Below are 16,076 nucleotides of genomic sequence, written 5' to 3' on the forward strand. Positions count from 1 at the left end.
CGTGCCACCCCGACGGGGTGCATCTCGGGCGGCCTCGTGCGACGGGGTCTGCTTCCGCGCCGGTCGCTCCGGTTCGCGCGACGGCATCGGCACGCGACCGTACCGTTCACCGCTGAGCCGCCGCGGAGAGGCGCTCGGGAGGTACAGCGTGTCCGAGAGGCAACCGGAGCCAGGTTCCGTCGCCGGTGCCACCGCGGTGCACCGAGCACTCGCGTCGCACGCCGCAGCAGACGAGGTGGTCGGGCGGTTGGCTCACGACGTGCGCACGCCGCTGCTCACCGCACGCAGCGCGGTGTCGCTCGTGCGCGAGCAGCTCGGTGAGCTGGCACCGGACCTCGAAGCGCTGGTCGGCCGGGCCGAAGCCGCGCTCGATCGCGTGGACCGCACCCTCACCGCGGCGGTCGAACACGCTCGCGTCGGCACGACGCCACTCGCGCCTCGGCGGGTCGAGGTCCGAGGCGTGCTGCTCGAGGCGATCGCGTCCGTCGGCGCCGATGCCGAGGCACGAACCGTCGTGTCAGGTCAGGACCGGTCCGCGCTCGCTGACCCCGACGCGTTACGGAGGATCGTGACGAACCTGGTCGACAACGCGCTGCGCTACGGCGGCGACGGGACGGTCCAGGTGACGATCGGCGGCGGAGGGGCGGTCGTCACCATCGAGGTCCACGACGACGGACCCGGGCTCGGTGGCGACGACGATCTGTTCGCGCCGTTCGTGCGCGGTGCCACCTCGAACGGACGCGACGGGAGCGGTCTCGGTCTGGCGACGGCTGCCGACCTGGCCCGACGGCTCGGTGGCCACCTCTCGGGCCGGGACGTCCCCGAGGGCGGGGCCGTGCTCACCCTCGAGCTCCCCGCCGCGACCTGACCGCGGACGGGTTCAGACCACGCGCTGCATCCGGACCTTGGACCCGTCGGTGATGCTGCGCGCGCCGCGGGCGAGCGCGATCCGCCCGCTCCGGACCATCTCGCGGATCCCGAAGGGTTCGAGCAGCTCGACCATCGCCCCGAGCTTCTCGGGGTCACCGGCCGCCTCGATGGTCAGCGAGTCGTGGTCCACGTCGACGACGTTGGCACGGAAGACCTTCGCGAGCTCGATGACCTGGCTGCGTGTGGAGGCGTCGCACGCGACCTTGATGAGCTGCAGCTCGCGTTCGACGGTGTCACCTTCCTCGAGCTCGACGATCTTCAGCACGTGGACCAGCTTGTTGAGCTGCTTGACGATCTGCTCGAGCTGGACCGCTTCGGTCCCGACGACCAACGTGAGCCGGGACACGCGAGGATCCTCGGTCGGGCCGACCGCCAGCGAGTGGATGTTGTAGTTGCGCCGGGCGAACATGCCCGCGATGCGGGTGAGCACGCCGGGCTTGTTCTCGACGAGCACCGACAGGGTGTGCTGGGTGTGGTGGCTCATCAGATGATCTCCGGTCCGACGCCGAGGTCCTGGGGTGAGCTGTCGTCCACCGCGGCCACCGCCGCGGCACGGGCGTGCCACTCCTCGGCGGACTCGAGGATCTCGTCGTTGCTGGCTCCCGACGGGACCATCGGGAAGACCATCTCGTCCGGGTCGACGCGGAACTCGACCAGGATGGGCTGGTCGGTGATCCGTTTCGCCTCGGCCAGCGTCGCATCGAGCTCGTCGACGGTGGTGACGCGGAAGCCCGGCATGCCGTAGGCGTCCGCCAGCTTCATCAGGTCGGGCAGGTCCTGCGGCAGCGCCACCTGCGACAGCCGGTCGTCGTAGAACAGGTGCTGCCACTGGCGCACCATGCCGAGGTAGCCGTTGTTGATCACGCAGAACACCACGGGGATGTCGTGCTGCACCGCGGCGGCGAGCTCCTGGAAGGTCATCTGGAAGCAGCCGTCGCCGTCGATCGCGACGACGGGGACGTCACGCCCGACCCCGACCTTGGCCCCGATCGCGGCGGGGACGGCGAAGCCCATCGTCCCGAGCCCGCCCGAGTTGATCCACTGCCGGCCGCGGCTGTAGGGGATGTGCTGGGCCGACCACATCTGGTGCTGTCCGACGCCGGCGACGTACACCGCCTCGTCCCCCCACGTGGCGTGGATGGCACGGATCGCGGTCTGCGGCTTGAGCACGCCGGTGTCGGGCTGATCGACACGCAGGGGGTGCTCGGACTTCATCCGGTCGAGGTGGTCCCGCCAGGCCGCCACGTCGGGGACCAGCTCCTCGAGCTGCCCCTTGGCGCGCTTGTCCTCGAGCACCTCCAGCAGCTGGCCGAGCACGACCTTGACGTCACCCACGATCGGCACGTCGACGGCCCGGTTCTTGCCGATCTCGGCGGGGTCGACGTCGACGTGGACGACCTTGGCGAGGGGCGCGAAGCTGCCGAGGTCGCCGGTCACGCGGTCGTCGAAGCGTGCACCGAGGGTGACGAGCAGGTCGGTCTCCTGGAAGGCTTTGACCGCGGCGTAGTGGCCGTGCATCCCGGGCATCCCGACGGTCAGCTCGTGGGTGTCGGGCAGGATCCCGCGGGCCATCAGCGTGGTCACGACCGGCAGACCGAGCGTCTCGGCGAACTCGCGCAGCTCGGCGTCAGCACCCGCACGGACGAGACCCCCACCGGCGTAGATGACCGGGCGCTGCGCGCCGGCGATGAGGTCGAGCGCCTCGCGGATCATCTTGCCGTGACCGCGCACCGTCGGCCGGTACCCGGGCAGGTCGAGCTGGTCGGGCCAGCGCCACTCGACGGTCGCGTTCAGCACGTCCTTCGGCAGGTCGATCAGCACCGGCCCGGGGCGTCCCGACCGGGCGATGTGGAACGCTTCGGCGAGCGCACCAGCGATGCGGTCGGCGGAGTACACGATCTCGTTGTGCTTGGTGATCGGCATCGTGATGCCGGTGACGTCCGCCTCCTGGAAGGCATCGGAGCCGATCGCGGTCGTGGCGACCTGTCCGGTGATGGCCAGGATGGGGAGCGAGTCCATGTGAGCATCGGCCAGACCGGTGACGAGGTTGGTCGCCGCCGGGCCCGAGGTGACGATGCAGACGCCGACGCGGCCCGTCGCGTGGGCGTAGCCCTCCGCCATGTGGATCGCGCCCTGCTCGTGGCGGACGAGCACGTGCTCGAACCCGGCGTCGATGAGCGGGTCGTAGGCCGGCAGGATGGCGCCACCCGGGTAGCCGAAGACCACGTCGACCCCGAGCGCCTCGAGGCTGCGCATGACCGCCTGTGCACCGGTGATGACCTCACCGGTGCGTTCGTGCGGGCGCGGAGCGGTCCCGGCGGAACCGGGTCCTGCGGCCTCGGGGGCGAGCGACATCGTGTCTCCTGTCGGCGGCGGATCGGCGCCGTGCCGTTGGTACCCCTCTCACGAGAGAACCTCCCGATCCGGGAGGTTCGCGCGTGCCCGAGCGAGCACGCGCTACGTAACGACGATCACGGACACGACGGACCCGGCGCGGAACGCCGGGCGGGTCGTGACGGTGTCGGTGCGCAACGCGTGTCTTCCGGTGGGAAGTCCGACGATGTTCCCCGATGGCCGGGCGCGACGCAAGTCCCCGCGCCTACCCGTCGCTGAGCACCTTGCGGACAGCGGAGGAGATGCCGGCGGCGTCGAGCCCGAGTTCGGCGAGGATCGCGTCCGGCTTGGCGTGGCTGATGTAGGTGTCGGGCACGCCGAGGCGCAGCACCGGCGGCGCCTCGCGGACGCCGGCCAACTCGACGATCCGGTCGGCGAGGTGGGCGCCGGCCCCGCCGGCGACGTAGCCGTTCTCGACCGTGACGACGAGAGGCGCCTGCGCGGCTGCGGCGAGCATCCGCGGGTCGGCGGGCCGCACCGAACGCACGTCCCAGACGGTCGTCTCGATGCCGTGTTCACCGAGCAGCTCGGCCGCTTCGAGGGCGGGTCCCACCCGGTCGCCGACGGCGAGCAGGCACAGGTCGGTGTCGACCTCCTCCGCGACCCGGCGCACCTCCGCCGCCTCGAGCCCTTCCCCGGGCCCATCGAGCCCGAGGGCGGCAGCCGTCGCGACGGCGTACTTCGGGAACCGCAACGACACGGGACCGTCGAGGTCGAGCGCCACCTCGAGCAGGGCGCGCAGGTCCTCCTCGGTGGAGGGTGCGAGCACCGTGGCGGTCGGGATGCGCAGCATCAGCCCCAGGTCGAGCACGCCCTGGTGCGAGGCGCCGTCGTTGCCGGTGATGCCCGCCCGGTCGAAGCAGAAGACGACGTGCTCGTCGTGCAGCCCGACGTCGAGGTTGGCCTGGTCGAAGCCGCGGGTGAAGAACGTGGAGTACAACGCGACGACCGGGGTCAAGCCGGCCTGCGCCATCCCCGCAGCGGCCGTGATCGCGTGCTGCTCGGCGATACCGACGTCGAGCACCTGGTCGGGGCGCCGCTCGGCGAGCGGGAGCAGGCCGGTCGACCCGGGCATCGCCGCGGTGATGGCGATCACGTCGCGACGACGCGTCGCGAGGTCGGTGATGGCGTCCGAGAACGCCGCCGTCCACCCGCGCGGCTTGGGGACACCGCCGTTGCCGGGACCGGCCAGCAGGTCGAAGGCCGAGGTGTCGTGCAGGTGCATCTCGAGGTCGGTCTCGGCCGGCTCGTACCCCTTGCCCTTCTGGGTGAGGACGTGGACCAGGACGGGGCCGGTGAGCCGCTCGGCCGTCGTCAACACGTGCTCGAGCCGCGCGACGTCATGGCCGTCGACCGGACCGAGGTACCGCACCCCGAGCGCCTCGACGAAGGACTGCAGCGCCGGCGCGTCGGACACGAACTGCTTGATGCCCTCGAGCCCCGCGCCGGCGACCCGTTCAACCAGCGGGACCCGCGACAGGACCCGGTCGAGGCGAGCACGCCAGGTGCGGTACCGCGGGTCGGTCCGCAGGTCGGACACCCGCTCGGACAACCGCCCGACGGTCTCGGCGTAGGACCGGCCGTTGTCGTTGAGCACGATCAGGACCGGCAGCCGGTGGTGGCCGAGGTTGTTGAGGGCCTCGTAGGCCATCCCGCCCGTCAGCGCGCCGTCACCCACCACCGCGACGACCCGGCGACGGTCCTCGGGGTCCTTGGCCTGCTCGCCCCGGGCGACGCCGAAGGCCCACGACAGCGCCGTCGAGGCGTGGCTGTTCTCGATGACGTCGTGCTCGGACTCGGAGCGGGACGGGTACCCCGACAGCCCGCCGGACTGCTTGAGCGTGTCGAACATCCCACTGCGGCCCGTCAGCATCTTGTGGACGTAGGCCTGGTGTCCGGTGTCCCAGAGCAGGAGGTCGCGGCCGCCGGAGTCGAACACGCGGTGCAGCGCGATGGTCAGCTCCACCACACCGAGGTTCGAGCCGAGGTGTCCCCCAAGTCGCGCCACCGCGGCGATGATGGCCGCCCGCAGCTCCTCGGCGAGCGCCGGAAGGTCCTCGAGCGGCAGCGCCTTCAGGTCGGCGGGCGACCCGATCCTCTCGAGCACCACGGTCGGGCTCCTGGTCCTCGGCACCGTCTGTGAGCAGCGGTCCTGGCACGGTCGTTGGGCACGCCTCGACGGGCGCCACGCACGGGCGCTCGCCCGCGGCCACCGAGGGTAGAGGGTGAGCGCCCGCGGGACGTGCGGCCGCCCGGCCGCAGCGAGGGTCGCGCCCCCGGCCGGTCCCTGGTTCCAACGGTCACCGTAGGGCGCGGATGGCCTCGCCGAGCTCGCCGACCCGGTGGGTCACCCCGCTGGCCGCCAGCGCCGCCAGCAGCTCCGCCTTCTCGTCGAGCGGGACCGCCACGACGAGGTGGATCGCGGTCGGCCCGTAACGGACATCGTCGACCGCCCCCCGCGCACCCTCCACCCACCGTCGGAGCAGGTGCTCGAGCTTGCCGGCCTCCGCGTGCGCGACCTGCACCTCGACCCGGGACACGAGCCGCCGGCGGCGCCGCTCCGCTGCGACCACCGCGGCGCTGACGGTGTCCCCGTAGGCGCGGACGAGCCCACCAGCGCCGAGCAGCGTGCCGCCGAAGTAGCGCGTGACCACCGCGACCACGTCGGTGAGGGCGGCCCCCTCGAGCACAGCCAACATCGGTGCACCCGCCGTCCCTGCGGGCTCACCATCGTCGTTCGAGCGGACCCGCTGACCGTCCGGGCCGAGCACCCACGCGCTGCAGTGGTGGCGGGCCCCGTGGAACTCGCGGCGCGCCGCAGCGACCACGTCCGATGCGCCGGGCTCGTCCGCGATGGGCACGAGGTCGGCGATGAAGCGCGACCGGCTCACCTCGATCTCGGCTCGCACGCTGCCCGCGATGGTGTCGAGCGGCTCGGGGGCAACGTGGTCGGTCATCGCAGGGACGCTAACGGGTCGGGCGCCCGACGGTCCCGTGCCGTGGTGCCGACGAGCCGTCTAGCGTCCCGCCACCAGACACGACGACGGCGAGGGACCCGTGGCGAGGTACCGGTTCTCGACGCGGATGCGCTTCGGCGCCGGGGTGAGTGAGGTGCACCGGGCCATCGTGGACCCGTCCGGGTGGCTCGAGCTGTGGGGCGACGCCGTCGAGGTGCGCCGGGTCGACGACGGGGACGAACGCGGCGTGGGACGCACCTTCGACGCGACCGTCCGTGCACCCGTCGGGTACCGGTTGTCCGCCTCGATCGAGACGGTCGAGGTGGACGGGCCGGCCGCCCGCCCCGATGGGAGCTGGCGATCGCACCTGCGGATGCGCTCCTCCGGGCAGCTCGACGGCACCGGCACGTGGGACCTCTCCGGCGGGACCACCGCCACCGACGTCCACTTCGTGTGGGACGTCGTGACGACCGCCCGCTGGATGGACCTGCTGACGCCGATCGCGCGGCCGCTGTTCGAGCGCTCCCACGGTGTGGTGGTGCGCAACGCCAGCGAGGCAGCCGCGGCGCACCTCGGGACCGACCTGCTGGCCTTCGACTCCGGGCCGGTCCGGAACGAGGCGTGACGACCATCTCCACGTTCACCACGGCGACCTCCCGGGCGACGTCGAGGCGGTGGCGACGGCACCTGCGCACCAGGGCCGTGGCACCGGAACCGAGATCCTGACCGAGGTCGGTCGGTTGCTCGACGACAGCGACCAGATGGGCGTCCTGTCGACCGACGCCCGAACGGGCGCTGGCTCTCGCGTCGCCGCGGTGGTCGTGGCCGTTCGACCCCTGCGCGGTCGCGCTCGAGGCGCCAGGGTGCGCGGCGACCGCAACACCCGACGAGAGGGAGAACCATGACGACGACCGTGGCACGCGTGACCGAGATCAGCGCCAAGTCGGAATCGAGCTTCGAGGACGCCATCAAGGCCGGCGTCGACCGTGCCAACAAGACGCTCCGCAACGTCCAGTCCGCCTGGGTGAAGGAACAGCGGGTGACCCTGACCGACGGCAAAGTCTCGGGCTACCAGGTCAACCTGCTGGTGACCTTCCAGCTCGACGACTGACCGACCCCCGCACCACCGTCGACGGGCGGGGGTCCGAGGTCCCAGGACCTCGTGACCCCGGACCCCACCGCCCGGTGGCGACCGGACCGAGGTGGGTCGCCGTTGCGCGCCGACGGCGCGCAGCGGCGCCGATCAACCGATGAGCTCGCGGAGCAGCTCGTTGGTCTTGCGCGGGTCGGCCTGCCCCTTCGTGGCCTTCATGACCTGTCCGACGAGCGCACCGATGGCCTTGTCGTTGCCGCCGCGGATCTGCTCGACGGTGGCGGCGTTGTCGGCGACGACCTGCTCGCAGATGCTGCGCAGCTCGCCCTCGTCGGAGACCTGCTGCAACCCGCGTTCGGACGCGATGGCCGCGGGCCCCTTCGCGCCACGTTCTTCGACCAGCACCTCCAGGACCTGCTTGGCGAGCTTGGTCGACAGCGTGCCAACCTCGACGAGCTGCACGAGTTCGGCGACGTGGGCGCCGGTGACGCCCGCCTCGTCGGCCGTGAGCCCCGCGGCGCCGAGCAGACCCGTCAGGTCCCCGGTCAGCCACTTGGCGACCGCATCCGGTGCCGCGCCGGCCGCGACGGCATCGTCGTAGCGGGGCAGCAGGTCGCTACCGACCAGCGATCCGGCGGCCTCGGACGCGACGCCCGCATCGATGAGCCGGGTCCGGGTCTGTGCGGGCAGCTCGGGCAGGCGGGTCCGCACGCCATCGACCCACTCGACGGGTGACACGATCGCGACCAGGTCGGGGTCGGGGAAGTAGCGGTAGTCGGTCACCGATTCCTTCTTGCGGAGCGTCTCGGTGACACCGCCTCCCTCGTCCCAGTGCCGGGTCTCCATCACGATCGTGCCGCCGTCCTCGATCACGGCGACCTGCCGGGCGGCCTCGTACGCGATCGCCCGACCGAGCGAGCGCACCGAGTTGAGGTTCTTGATCTCGCAGCGGGTGCCGAGCGGCTCGCCGGGACGGGCGACCGAGACGTTCGCGTCGCACCGGATCGAGCCCTCCTCCATCCGGGCGTCCGAGACGCCGGTCGCACGGACGATGGCGACCAGCTCGCGCAGGTAGGCCTGCGCGGTGTCCGGGTCGTGCACGTGCGGACGCGACACCACCTCGAGGAGAGGGATGCCGCACCGGTTGTAATCGATCAGGGACCGGTCGGCGCCGTGGAGCCGGCCGGACTCGCCCACGTGCAGCGACTTGCCGGTGTCCTCCTCCATGTGGAGGCGTTCGATCCCGACCCGGTGCGGCTGGCCGTCGGGACCGGGCACGTCGAGGTAGCCGTCGTGGACGAGCGGGACGTCGTACTGGCTGATCTGGTAGTTCTTGGCCATATCGGGGTAGAAGTAGTTCTTGCGGTGGAACCGGCACACCTCGGCGATGGACCCGTTGAGCGCGAGGCCGAGCAGCGCCGCGTCCTCGACCGCCCGCACGTTGACCACCGGCAGCGCCCCCGGCTGGCCGGTGCAGACCGGGCAGACGTTGGTGTTGGGTTCACCGCCGAAGGTGGTCGAGCATCCGCACCACATCTTCGTGCGGGTCGTGAGTTCGACGTGGACCTCGAGCCCGATGGTGATCGCCCAGCCTTCGGGCACCACACCCGCGGTGCCGGTGTCCTTCTGCAGCTTGTCGGCGTCGCGCAGCTCGCCCGGGACGGGCACCTCGGTCACATCACTGGTGGTCACGCGGTCACCTCCACGGCACGGTCACCGACCGGGATCGGGGAGAAGCCGGTCGTCTGTTCGAAGGCGTACCCGGCGCGGTAGAGCAGGTCATCGCGGAGCAGCGGCGCCATCAGCTGCAACCCGACAGGCAGCGCCGTGCCGGGGGCGTCAGCCGCCTCGGCGAGCCCGGCCGGCAGCGACATCGCGGGGACACCCGCGAGCGACGCCGGCACGGTCGCGACGTCGTTGAGGTACATCGCCAGCGGGTCGGCGGTCTTGGTCCCGAGCCCGAACGCCACCGACGGTGAGGTGGGGCTGACGAGGACGTCGGCGGTCTCGAAGGCCGCAGCGAAGTCCCGGGCGATCAACGTCCTGACCTTGGAAGCCTGCAGGTAGTACGCGTCGTAGTAACCGGACGACAGCGCGTGGGTGCCGATCATGATGCGGCGCTTGACCTCGGGTCCGAAACCTCGCTCGCGGGTGGCCGCGTTCATCAGCTCGGCGGTCTCGGCGTCGACGCGGACGCCGTACCGCACGCCGTCGAACCGGGCCAGGTTGGACGAGGCCTCGGACGGGGCGATGAGGTAGTAGGCCGGCAGGCCGTACGCGGCGTTCGGCAACGACACGTCCACGAGCGTGGCCCCGAGCGACTCGAAACGGGCGAGCGCTTCGTCGTAGACCCGTGCGACGCCGGGCTCGTACCCCTCGCCGCGGAGCTCGGAGATGACCCCGATCCGCAGCCCCTCGATGCCGTCGCGCATCGTCGCGGTCAGCGACGGAACCGGATCGGGGACCGAGGTCGAGTCGCGACGGTCGTGACCGGCGATGAGCTCGTGCAGGGTGGCGGCATCCTCGACGGTGCGGGCGAAGGGGCCCGCCTGGTCGAGCGACGAGGCGAACGCGACCAGCCCGTAGCGTGACACCGTGCCGTAGGTCGGCTTGACGCCGACGAGGCCCGTCAACGCCGCGGGCTGACGGATCGAGCCACCGGTGTCGGTCCCGATCGACAACGGAGCGAGCAGCCCGGCGACCGCTGACGCCGACCCGCCCGAGGAACCACCCGGCACCCGATCGGTGTCCCACGGGTTCCGGGTGGGGCCGTACGCGGAGTTCTCGGTCGACGAGCCCATCGCGAACTCGTCCATGTTGGTCTTGCCGAGGACGACGAGATCGGCGTCGCGCAGGCGCTCGGTGACGGTCGCGTCGTACGGCGGGATCCAGCCCTCGAGCATCCGCGACCCACACGTCGTCGGGGCGCCGCGCATCGTCAGGACGTCCTTCAGCGCGAGCGGCACGCCAGCCAGGGGCGAGAGCTCGACGCCGGCCGCGCGGCGGGTGTCGACGTCGTCCGCGTGCTGGCGGGCAGCGGTCGCGGTGACGGCGAGGAAGGCGTGCAGATCACCGTCGCCGGGTTCGTCCGCGGGGCGCCACACGTCACCGTCGGTGACGACCCCGTCGACCGCGGCGATGCGGTCGAGGTGGGCGTCGACGGCTTGCCGAGCGGAGACCTCCCGAGCGCGCAGGCGGACGGCCAACTCGGTGGCGGACAGGGTGGTGAGCTCGGTCATCAGCCCTCCTCCGCGACGATACGGGGGACGGCGAAGCGGTCCTGTTCGACCTGCGGAGCCATCGCGAGCACGTCCTCGCGTGGCATCGAGGGTGACGGATCATCGGGCCGCGAGACGTTGGTCAGCGCGAAGGGGTGGGTGGTCGGCGGGACGTCGGCCGCAGCCACCTCACCGACCTGCTCGGCGTAGTCGAGGATCGCCGACAGCTGGGGAGCCAGCGCCGTGACCTCGTCGTCGGTCAACGCCAAGCGAGCGAGGGACGCCACGTGGCGGACCTCGTCATCGGACAGGGCCACGGAGGGCCTCCTCGAGCGGGACGGGAGCGTCCAGAGGCTAGCGGTCGCCCAGGTTGCCTCCGGTCGGCCCTCGGCTCAGGCGACCGTCTCCGCGTCGTCGGCGTCGGCGCGGTGATCGCCCGAGCCGGTCCGTTCGAGCAGCCAGTCCGTCGCCTCGTCCTGTGGCATCGGTCGAGCGGTCAACCACCCCTGCGCGGCGTCGCAGCCGAGCGACTCCAGGACGGCCCACTGCGTCTCGGTCTCGACGCCCTCCGCGACGGACCTGGCACCGATGGCACGTGCCAACTCGAGGACGGAGCGCACGATCGCTCCCACCGCTGGGCGGCCCTCGACCAGGTCGGCCACGAACCCACGATCGACCTTGACCTCGCTGATCGGGAGCAGGCTCAACCAGGTGAGCGACGCGTGGCCGGTCCCGAAGTCGTCGAGGCTCAACCTGATGCCGGCCGCGGCGAACGCGTCCAGCGTCGCGATGATCTCATCGGTGTCCCCGACCAGCGCCTGCTCGGTGATCTCGATGCACAGATCGCCGGCCGCCAGCCCGTGCCGAGCGATCCCCGCGACCACCCGGTCGGCGAACGTCACGTCGGCGAGGTCGTGCATGGACACGTTCACCGACACCGGGACGCCGAGCCCGAGGCGTCGCCACCTCGCGCACTGGGCCAGGGCGAGCTCGAGGACCTCGGTGGTCAGCTGTCGCATCGTCGCGGTGCGCTCGATGACCGGCAGGAACGCGCCCGGTGCGAGCAACCCGCGGGTGGGGTGCTGCCAGCGCACCAACGCCTCGACGCCGATCACCGCTCGGTCCGGGATGGAGACCTGCGGTCGGTAGTGGAGCTCGAGCTCCCGGGCCGTCATCCCACGGCGTAGGTCGGCCACGAGCTCGCCGGTGAGGATGCTCCGATGGTCGAGTTCGCGGTGGTAGACGCGCACGATCTCGCCGGAGGCCTTCGCGTCGTACATCGCGACGTCGGCGCGACGCATCAGGGTGTCGAGATCGTCGCCGTCCTCGCCGAGCACCGCGACCCCGACGCTCATGGCGACCTCGAGGCGCACCCCGGCGAGGTCGTAGGGGCGGTGGACGTGGACGGCGATCCGTTCCACAACGGTGCCCGCGACGGCCCGGTCGTCGACATCGAGCAGCAGAACGAACTCGTCGCCACCGAGACGGACGACCGCGTCGTCCTCGCGGACGGCAGCCGTCAGGCGGGCGGCGACGGCGCGGAGCAGCGCGTCCCCGGTGGCGTGACCGAGCGTGTCGTTGACCTCCTTGAAGCGGTCGAGGTCGACCACGCAGAGCGCGATGCGCCGACCGGTCCGCGCGACGGCGGCGGAGCGCTCCTCGAGGAGGTGCTCGAGTCGGTCCCGGTTGGCCAGGCCCGTCAGCGAGTCGGTCGAGGCCCGCAGCTCGCGGTCGAGCGACAGCTTGGCGACCGCGTAGATGAGCCACAGCGGCAGCACCAGCAGGATCAGGAAGCCCGCGTGCACCATGGAGACCACGACGATCAGCGGGCCGATCGCGAGCACCGCCAGGGTCGTGCGCGTGTACCACCAGACGTTGTCCGCGGTGGTCGCCCACCAGGTGCTTCCGGCGATGAGCGCGAGGGCCGTCCCGACGAGGCCGATGTTGACGACGTGGTAGGCGAGGCCAGCCGCGGCGACCAGCAGCAGGTCCGCGGGTCGCAGGTCGGCGGGCAGGAGCGGCGACGCCTCCCACCCGGCGAGGCGGAGGACACCCCAGGCGGCGAGGAACGACAGCGAGCACTGCGCGACGTTGTACGTCAGCTTGTGCAGCGGCTTGCGACGTGCCAGCTCGCCGGTGACCGTGGCCAGCACGATCGCCACGAGCGTGGGAACGATGCCCCACCGCAGGAGGATGGCGAAGTGGATCGCCGTCGCGAGGTTGACCCCGGACCACGCCGACGTCGCGTGTCCGCGAGCCCACGACCGTTCAGGTCACTGTGACCAGAACCGCGCTACGGTCGTCCCCGACCGACGGAGATCCCCGTGACCGCCAGCTCCGCTTCCCCCGCCGCTGCCGCGGGTGCCGCGTCGACCGCGCTGCTCACCGACCGCTACGAGCTGACGATGCTCGACGCGGCCCGAGCCGACGGCACGATCGATCGTCCCTGCGTGTTCGAGCTGTTCACGCGCCGGCTCCCGGAAGGGCGCCGGTACGCCGTCACCGCCGGTCTCGATCGCGCCATCGATGCCATCGCGAGCCACCGCTTCGACGACGAGGTGCTCGCCGCGCTGGAGCGCGACGCCGTGGTCTCGGAGCCCACGCTGGCCTGGCTGGCCGGGTACCGGTTCCGCGGCGACGCCTGGGCGCTCCCCGAGGGCGAGATCGTGTCCCCGAACGTGCCGGCGATGACCGTCTCGGCCAGCTTCGGGGACGCCGTGCTGCTCGAGACGGTGCTGCTGTCGGTCCTGAACCACGACACCGCGGTGGCGTCCGCGGCGTCACGCATGGTCGTGGCCGCCGACGGCCGCCCGCTGTTCGAGTTCGGCAGCCGACGCACCCACGAGGAGGCCGCCGTCGCTGCCGCGCGGGCGGCCGTCCTGGTCGGGTTCATCGGCACCTCGAACCTGGAGGCCGGCCGCCGGTACGGGCTGCGGACGCTCGGTACCTCCGCACACGCCTTCACGCTGGTGCACGACGACGAGCCCACGGCCTTCCGCGCGCAGATCGCCGCCCTCGGGACCCGGACCACGTTGCTGGTCGACACCTTCGACGTCCCGCAGGGCATCCGTGAGGCGGTGGCCGCAGGCGGGCCCGACCTCGATGCCATCCGCATCGACTGCGGCGATCCCGCCGCGGAAGCCCACCACGCTCGGGCCCTGCTCGACGAGCTCGGCAACCACGACACGCGGATCGTCATGTCCGGCGACCTCGACGAACACCGGATCGATGCGTGTCGGGGCGCCCCCATCGACGCCTTCGGTGTCGGCACCGCCGTCGTCACGGGCAGCGGCGCTCCGACGGCCGGGTTCGTCTACAAGCTCGTGGCCCGGGCACGCGAGCGTGGAGGTGAGCTCGAACCGGTCGCGAAGGCCGGCGGCGGCAAGGCCACCGTCGGGGGCTGGAAAGCCGCCGCGCGCAGGTTCGAGGACGGGGTCGCCGTCGCCGACGTGCTGCACCCGTGGGGCCGCCCGCCACCGCCCGGGTCGCGGCCGCTGCAGGTGCCGGTGATCGCCGCGGGCGAGGCCCTCCCCCGCCCCAGCTTCGCCACCTCCCAGCAGCACCACCGTGACACCCTCGCCGAGCTCCCGGCCTCGGCGCTCGATGTGAGCCCCGGCACGGTCGCCCTCCCGACCGTCCGCGAAGGCCAGGACCCGTCCGCCGCGCAGCCGAGGAACGGAGCGACACCGTGAACGCCACCGCCAGCCAGGACACGACGACACCGGCCGGGTACGGCCCCGGCACAGCGCTCGTGGTCGTCGACGTCCAGCACGACTTCGCCTCGCCGGATGGAGGCCTCTACGTGCCCGGCGGCGATGCCGTCGTGCCCGCCGTCGACACCGAGGTCCGAGCCGCGCGGGACGCTGGCGCGACCGTGATCTACACCCAGGACTGGCACCCACCGGTCACCCCGCACTTCGCCAAGGACGGCGGCGTCTGGCCCGTGCACTGCGTCGCGGACACCTGGGGTGCCGAGCTGCACCGCGACCTGACCGTCGACGGGCCGGTGGTCCGCAAGGGCGTCGATGGCGGCGACGGCTACTCCGGGTTCTCCGTGCGCGACCCCGTCAGCGGCGAGGAGGAGGCGACGGAGCTCGGCAGCCTGCTCACGGACGCGGGTGTCGACCGCGTCGTGGTCGTCGGTCTCGCAGGCGACGTGTGCGTGAAGGCCACAGCGCTCGACGCGCAGCGGCTCGGCTTCGCGGTCGAGGTGCCCCTGACCACCACCGCCTTCGTCGAACTCGAACCTGGCGATGGGGACCGGACGGTGGAGGAGCTGCGAGCTGCCGGCGTGAGGATCACGGCGCGCGGCCCGTCGGCAGCTCAGGCGTGAGCTCCAGCGGCGGGAGCGCAGGAGCGCGGGCGGGGCGGGTCTCGACCTGCGCCGTCGCCGTGGACGTCGCGATGCTGACCATCCGCGACGGACGCTTGATGCTGCTGCTGGTGCGACCGCAGCCGGCCGAGCTGCACGACCGGTGGGCCCTGCCCGGACGTCGCGTGCGGGACGAGGAGAGCCTCGACGACACCGCGCACCGAGCCCTCGCCGAGCACGCCGGCCTGACCGCGCCCGAGGCACACCTCGAGCAGCTGCGCACGTACGGCGATCCGTCCCGCGATCCACGGGGGCGGGTGGTGTCGGTGGCCTACCTCCTGCTCACGCCGACCACCGACGATCCCGCCGCGGGCACCGATGCCGCGTTCTTCCTCGTCGACGCGCTCGGGCTCGACCCCGCTTCACCGGGGGCGTCGCCGGACGCGCCCCCGTTCGCCTACGACCACGACCGGATCGTCCCTGACGCCGTCGAGCGAGCCCGGTCCAAGCTCGAGTACACCGCCCTCGCCACGGCGTTCGTCGCCGAGCCGTTCACCCTGGGTGAGCTCCGCGGGGTGTACGAGGCGGTCTGGAGCGTCGAGCTCGACGCCGCCAACTTCCGGCGGAAGGTGGTCACCGCCCGCGACTTCGTCGTCCCCGTCGAGGGGCTGGCCAAGCCTGGACCGGGTGGTGGCCGACCAGCGCAGCGGTACCGCCGCGGCGCAGCCGAGCGCCTGCACCCCGCGATGCTGCGGGCCTGACGGCCCTCAGGCGGCGGTCCGCTGCGCGACGGTCTGTTCGAGGTGGGCGCGCAGCGCGGGGGAACCGGCCACGGCCGGCGAGAAGCTGCGGACGTCGAAAACGGCCAGACCGACGGCCGTGGCCGCCCCGCGGTCTCAGCTGGCTCGGGTGAGCGGCGTGTGAGGCCAGGCGCCCTCGACCGCCTCGGGCAGCGGCGGGGGCGGCGTCGACCGCCCACCCGCGACGACGTGGGCCGCCGCGCGCCGCTGGTCGACGTCGGGCCAGCCACGCCACTCGCCGGCGTCATCGAACTGCACGCGGGTCGCGGGACCCGGCAGGTACGCCAACGCGTCGGGAAGGCGCTGGCGTTCGAGCCGTAGGCCACGACCCACCGCAGCGCGCCGTGCGCGAGGACCGGCACGGCGACCGAC

The 16,076-nt window shown here is 72.3% G+C and carries 15 protein-coding genes; 6 read left to right on the top strand and 9 right to left on the bottom strand.

The features are described from left to right. Window positions 1-196: 196 nt before the first annotated feature. Entirely contained in the window at window positions 197-868 is a 672-nt protein-coding gene (locus tag WEB03_RS00065; protein WP_368068927.1) for a sensor histidine kinase, read from the top strand. Window positions 869-880: 12 nt separating this feature from the next. On the opposite strand, the gene ilvN is transcribed toward WEB03_RS00065, so the two are convergent. The 4 genes from ilvN to WEB03_RS00085 form a co-directional block, all read right to left on the bottom strand. Next, window positions 881-1,414 (bottom strand): acetolactate synthase small subunit, encoded by a 534-nt coding sequence (ilvN, locus tag WEB03_RS00070; protein WP_368068928.1) that lies wholly within the window; start codon window positions 1,412-1,414, stop codon window positions 881-883. Beyond that, window positions 1,414-3,285 (bottom strand): biosynthetic-type acetolactate synthase large subunit, encoded by a 1,872-nt coding sequence (gene ilvB, locus WEB03_RS00075; protein WP_368068929.1) that lies wholly within the window; start codon window positions 3,283-3,285, stop codon window positions 1,414-1,416. The genes ilvN and ilvB overlap by 1 nt, the downstream gene beginning before the upstream one ends. 244 nt (window positions 3,286-3,529) lie before the next feature. Continuing rightward, window positions 3,530-5,434, bottom strand: a complete 1,905-nt coding sequence (dxs, locus tag WEB03_RS00080) for a 1-deoxy-D-xylulose-5-phosphate synthase (RefSeq protein ID WP_368068930.1) — start codon at window positions 5,432-5,434, stop codon at window positions 3,530-3,532. A 190-nt stretch (window positions 5,435-5,624) separates the two neighbouring features. Then, the gene (locus WEB03_RS00085) at window positions 5,625-6,281 is read right to left on the bottom strand and encodes a YigZ family protein (protein ID WP_368068931.1); all 657 of its coding nucleotides are present in this window, start codon (window positions 6,279-6,281) and stop codon (window positions 5,625-5,627) included. 100 nt (window positions 6,282-6,381) lie between these two features. Here WEB03_RS00085 and WEB03_RS00090 point away from each other — a divergent pair, with 100 nt between their 5' ends. Continuing rightward, window positions 6,382-6,906, top strand: coding sequence for a hypothetical protein (locus tag WEB03_RS00090; RefSeq protein ID WP_368068932.1), 525 nt, complete (start codon window positions 6,382-6,384; stop codon window positions 6,904-6,906). A gap of 276 nt (window positions 6,907-7,182) precedes the next feature. Next, window positions 7,183-7,392 carry a dodecin family protein gene (locus tag WEB03_RS00095; protein WP_368068933.1) on the top strand — a complete coding sequence of 70 codons (210 nt, stop codon included), beginning with the start codon at window positions 7,183-7,185 and terminating at the stop codon, window positions 7,390-7,392. Window positions 7,393-7,524: 132 nt separating this feature from the next. On the opposite strand, the gene gatB is transcribed toward WEB03_RS00095, so the two are convergent. From gatB to WEB03_RS00115, 4 genes are all read right to left on the bottom strand, one after another. After that, window positions 7,525-9,066, bottom strand: a complete 1,542-nt coding sequence (gene gatB, locus WEB03_RS00100; RefSeq protein ID WP_368068934.1) for an Asp-tRNA(Asn)/Glu-tRNA(Gln) amidotransferase subunit GatB — start codon at window positions 9,064-9,066, stop codon at window positions 7,525-7,527. Next, window positions 9,063-10,613: an Asp-tRNA(Asn)/Glu-tRNA(Gln) amidotransferase subunit GatA gene (gene gatA, locus WEB03_RS00105; protein WP_368068935.1), complete on the bottom strand. Its 1,551-nt coding sequence runs from the start codon at window positions 10,611-10,613 to the stop codon at window positions 9,063-9,065. Before gatA ends, gatB begins: the two co-directional genes overlap by 4 nt. Beyond that, entirely contained in the window at window positions 10,613-10,909 is a 297-nt protein-coding gene (gene gatC / locus WEB03_RS00110) for an Asp-tRNA(Asn)/Glu-tRNA(Gln) amidotransferase subunit GatC (RefSeq protein WP_368068936.1), read from the bottom strand. The genes gatA and gatC overlap by 1 nt, the downstream gene beginning before the upstream one ends. Window positions 10,910-10,984: 75 nt before the next feature. Then, complete coding sequence (locus tag WEB03_RS00115; protein WP_368068937.1) at window positions 10,985-12,754, bottom strand: putative bifunctional diguanylate cyclase/phosphodiesterase; 1,770 nt, start codon at window positions 12,752-12,754, stop codon at window positions 10,985-10,987. 162 nt (window positions 12,755-12,916) lie between these two features. Between WEB03_RS00115 and WEB03_RS00120 the strand changes: the two genes are divergently transcribed. Genes WEB03_RS00120 through WEB03_RS00130 form a run of 3 tightly spaced genes read left to right on the top strand, consistent with a single transcriptional unit; the run spans window position 12,917 to window position 15,665 of the window. After that, window positions 12,917-14,284 carry a nicotinate phosphoribosyltransferase gene (locus WEB03_RS00120; RefSeq protein ID WP_368068938.1) on the top strand — a complete coding sequence of 456 codons (1,368 nt, stop codon included), beginning with the start codon at window positions 12,917-12,919 and terminating at the stop codon, window positions 14,282-14,284. Beyond that, window positions 14,281-14,925 (top strand): isochorismatase family protein, encoded by a 645-nt coding sequence (locus WEB03_RS00125; RefSeq protein WP_368068939.1) that lies wholly within the window; start codon window positions 14,281-14,283, stop codon window positions 14,923-14,925. Before WEB03_RS00120 ends, WEB03_RS00125 begins: the two co-directional genes overlap by 4 nt. A 59-nt stretch (window positions 14,926-14,984) precedes the next feature. Continuing rightward, the gene (locus WEB03_RS00130; RefSeq protein WP_368068962.1) at window positions 14,985-15,665 is read left to right on the top strand and encodes an NUDIX domain-containing protein; all 681 of its coding nucleotides are present in this window, start codon (window positions 14,985-14,987) and stop codon (window positions 15,663-15,665) included. Between the two features lie 135 nt (window positions 15,666-15,800). Here the strand turns inward: WEB03_RS00130 and WEB03_RS00135 are convergent, their stop codons facing one another. Further along, window positions 15,801-16,037 carry a hypothetical protein gene (locus WEB03_RS00135; protein ID WP_368068940.1) on the bottom strand — a complete coding sequence of 79 codons (237 nt, stop codon included), beginning with the start codon at window positions 16,035-16,037 and terminating at the stop codon, window positions 15,801-15,803. Between the last annotated feature and the right edge of the window lie 39 nt (window positions 16,038-16,076).

It is taken from the genome of Nitriliruptor sp. (assembly GCF_040882075.1).
Taxonomy (GTDB): domain Bacteria; phylum Actinomycetota; class Nitriliruptoria; order Nitriliruptorales; family Nitriliruptoraceae; genus Nitriliruptor.

Coding starts and splice junctions, on each gene's coding strand:
- ilvN (WP_368068928.1), bottom strand. CDS start 1,414: ATGAGCCACCACACCCAGCACACCCTGTCGGTGCTCGTCGAGAACAAG.
- ilvB (WP_368068929.1), bottom strand. CDS start 3,285: ATGTCGCTCGCCCCCGAGGCCGCAGGACCCGGTTCCGCCGGGACCGCT.
- WEB03_RS00095 (WP_368068933.1), top strand. CDS start 7,183: ATGACGACGACCGTGGCACGCGTGACCGAGATCAGCGCCAAGTCGGAA.
- WEB03_RS00085 (WP_368068931.1), bottom strand. CDS start 6,281: ATGACCGACCACGTTGCCCCCGAGCCGCTCGACACCATCGCGGGCAGC.
- gatA (WP_368068935.1), bottom strand. CDS start 10,613: ATGACCGAGCTCACCACCCTGTCCGCCACCGAGTTGGCCGTCCGCCTG.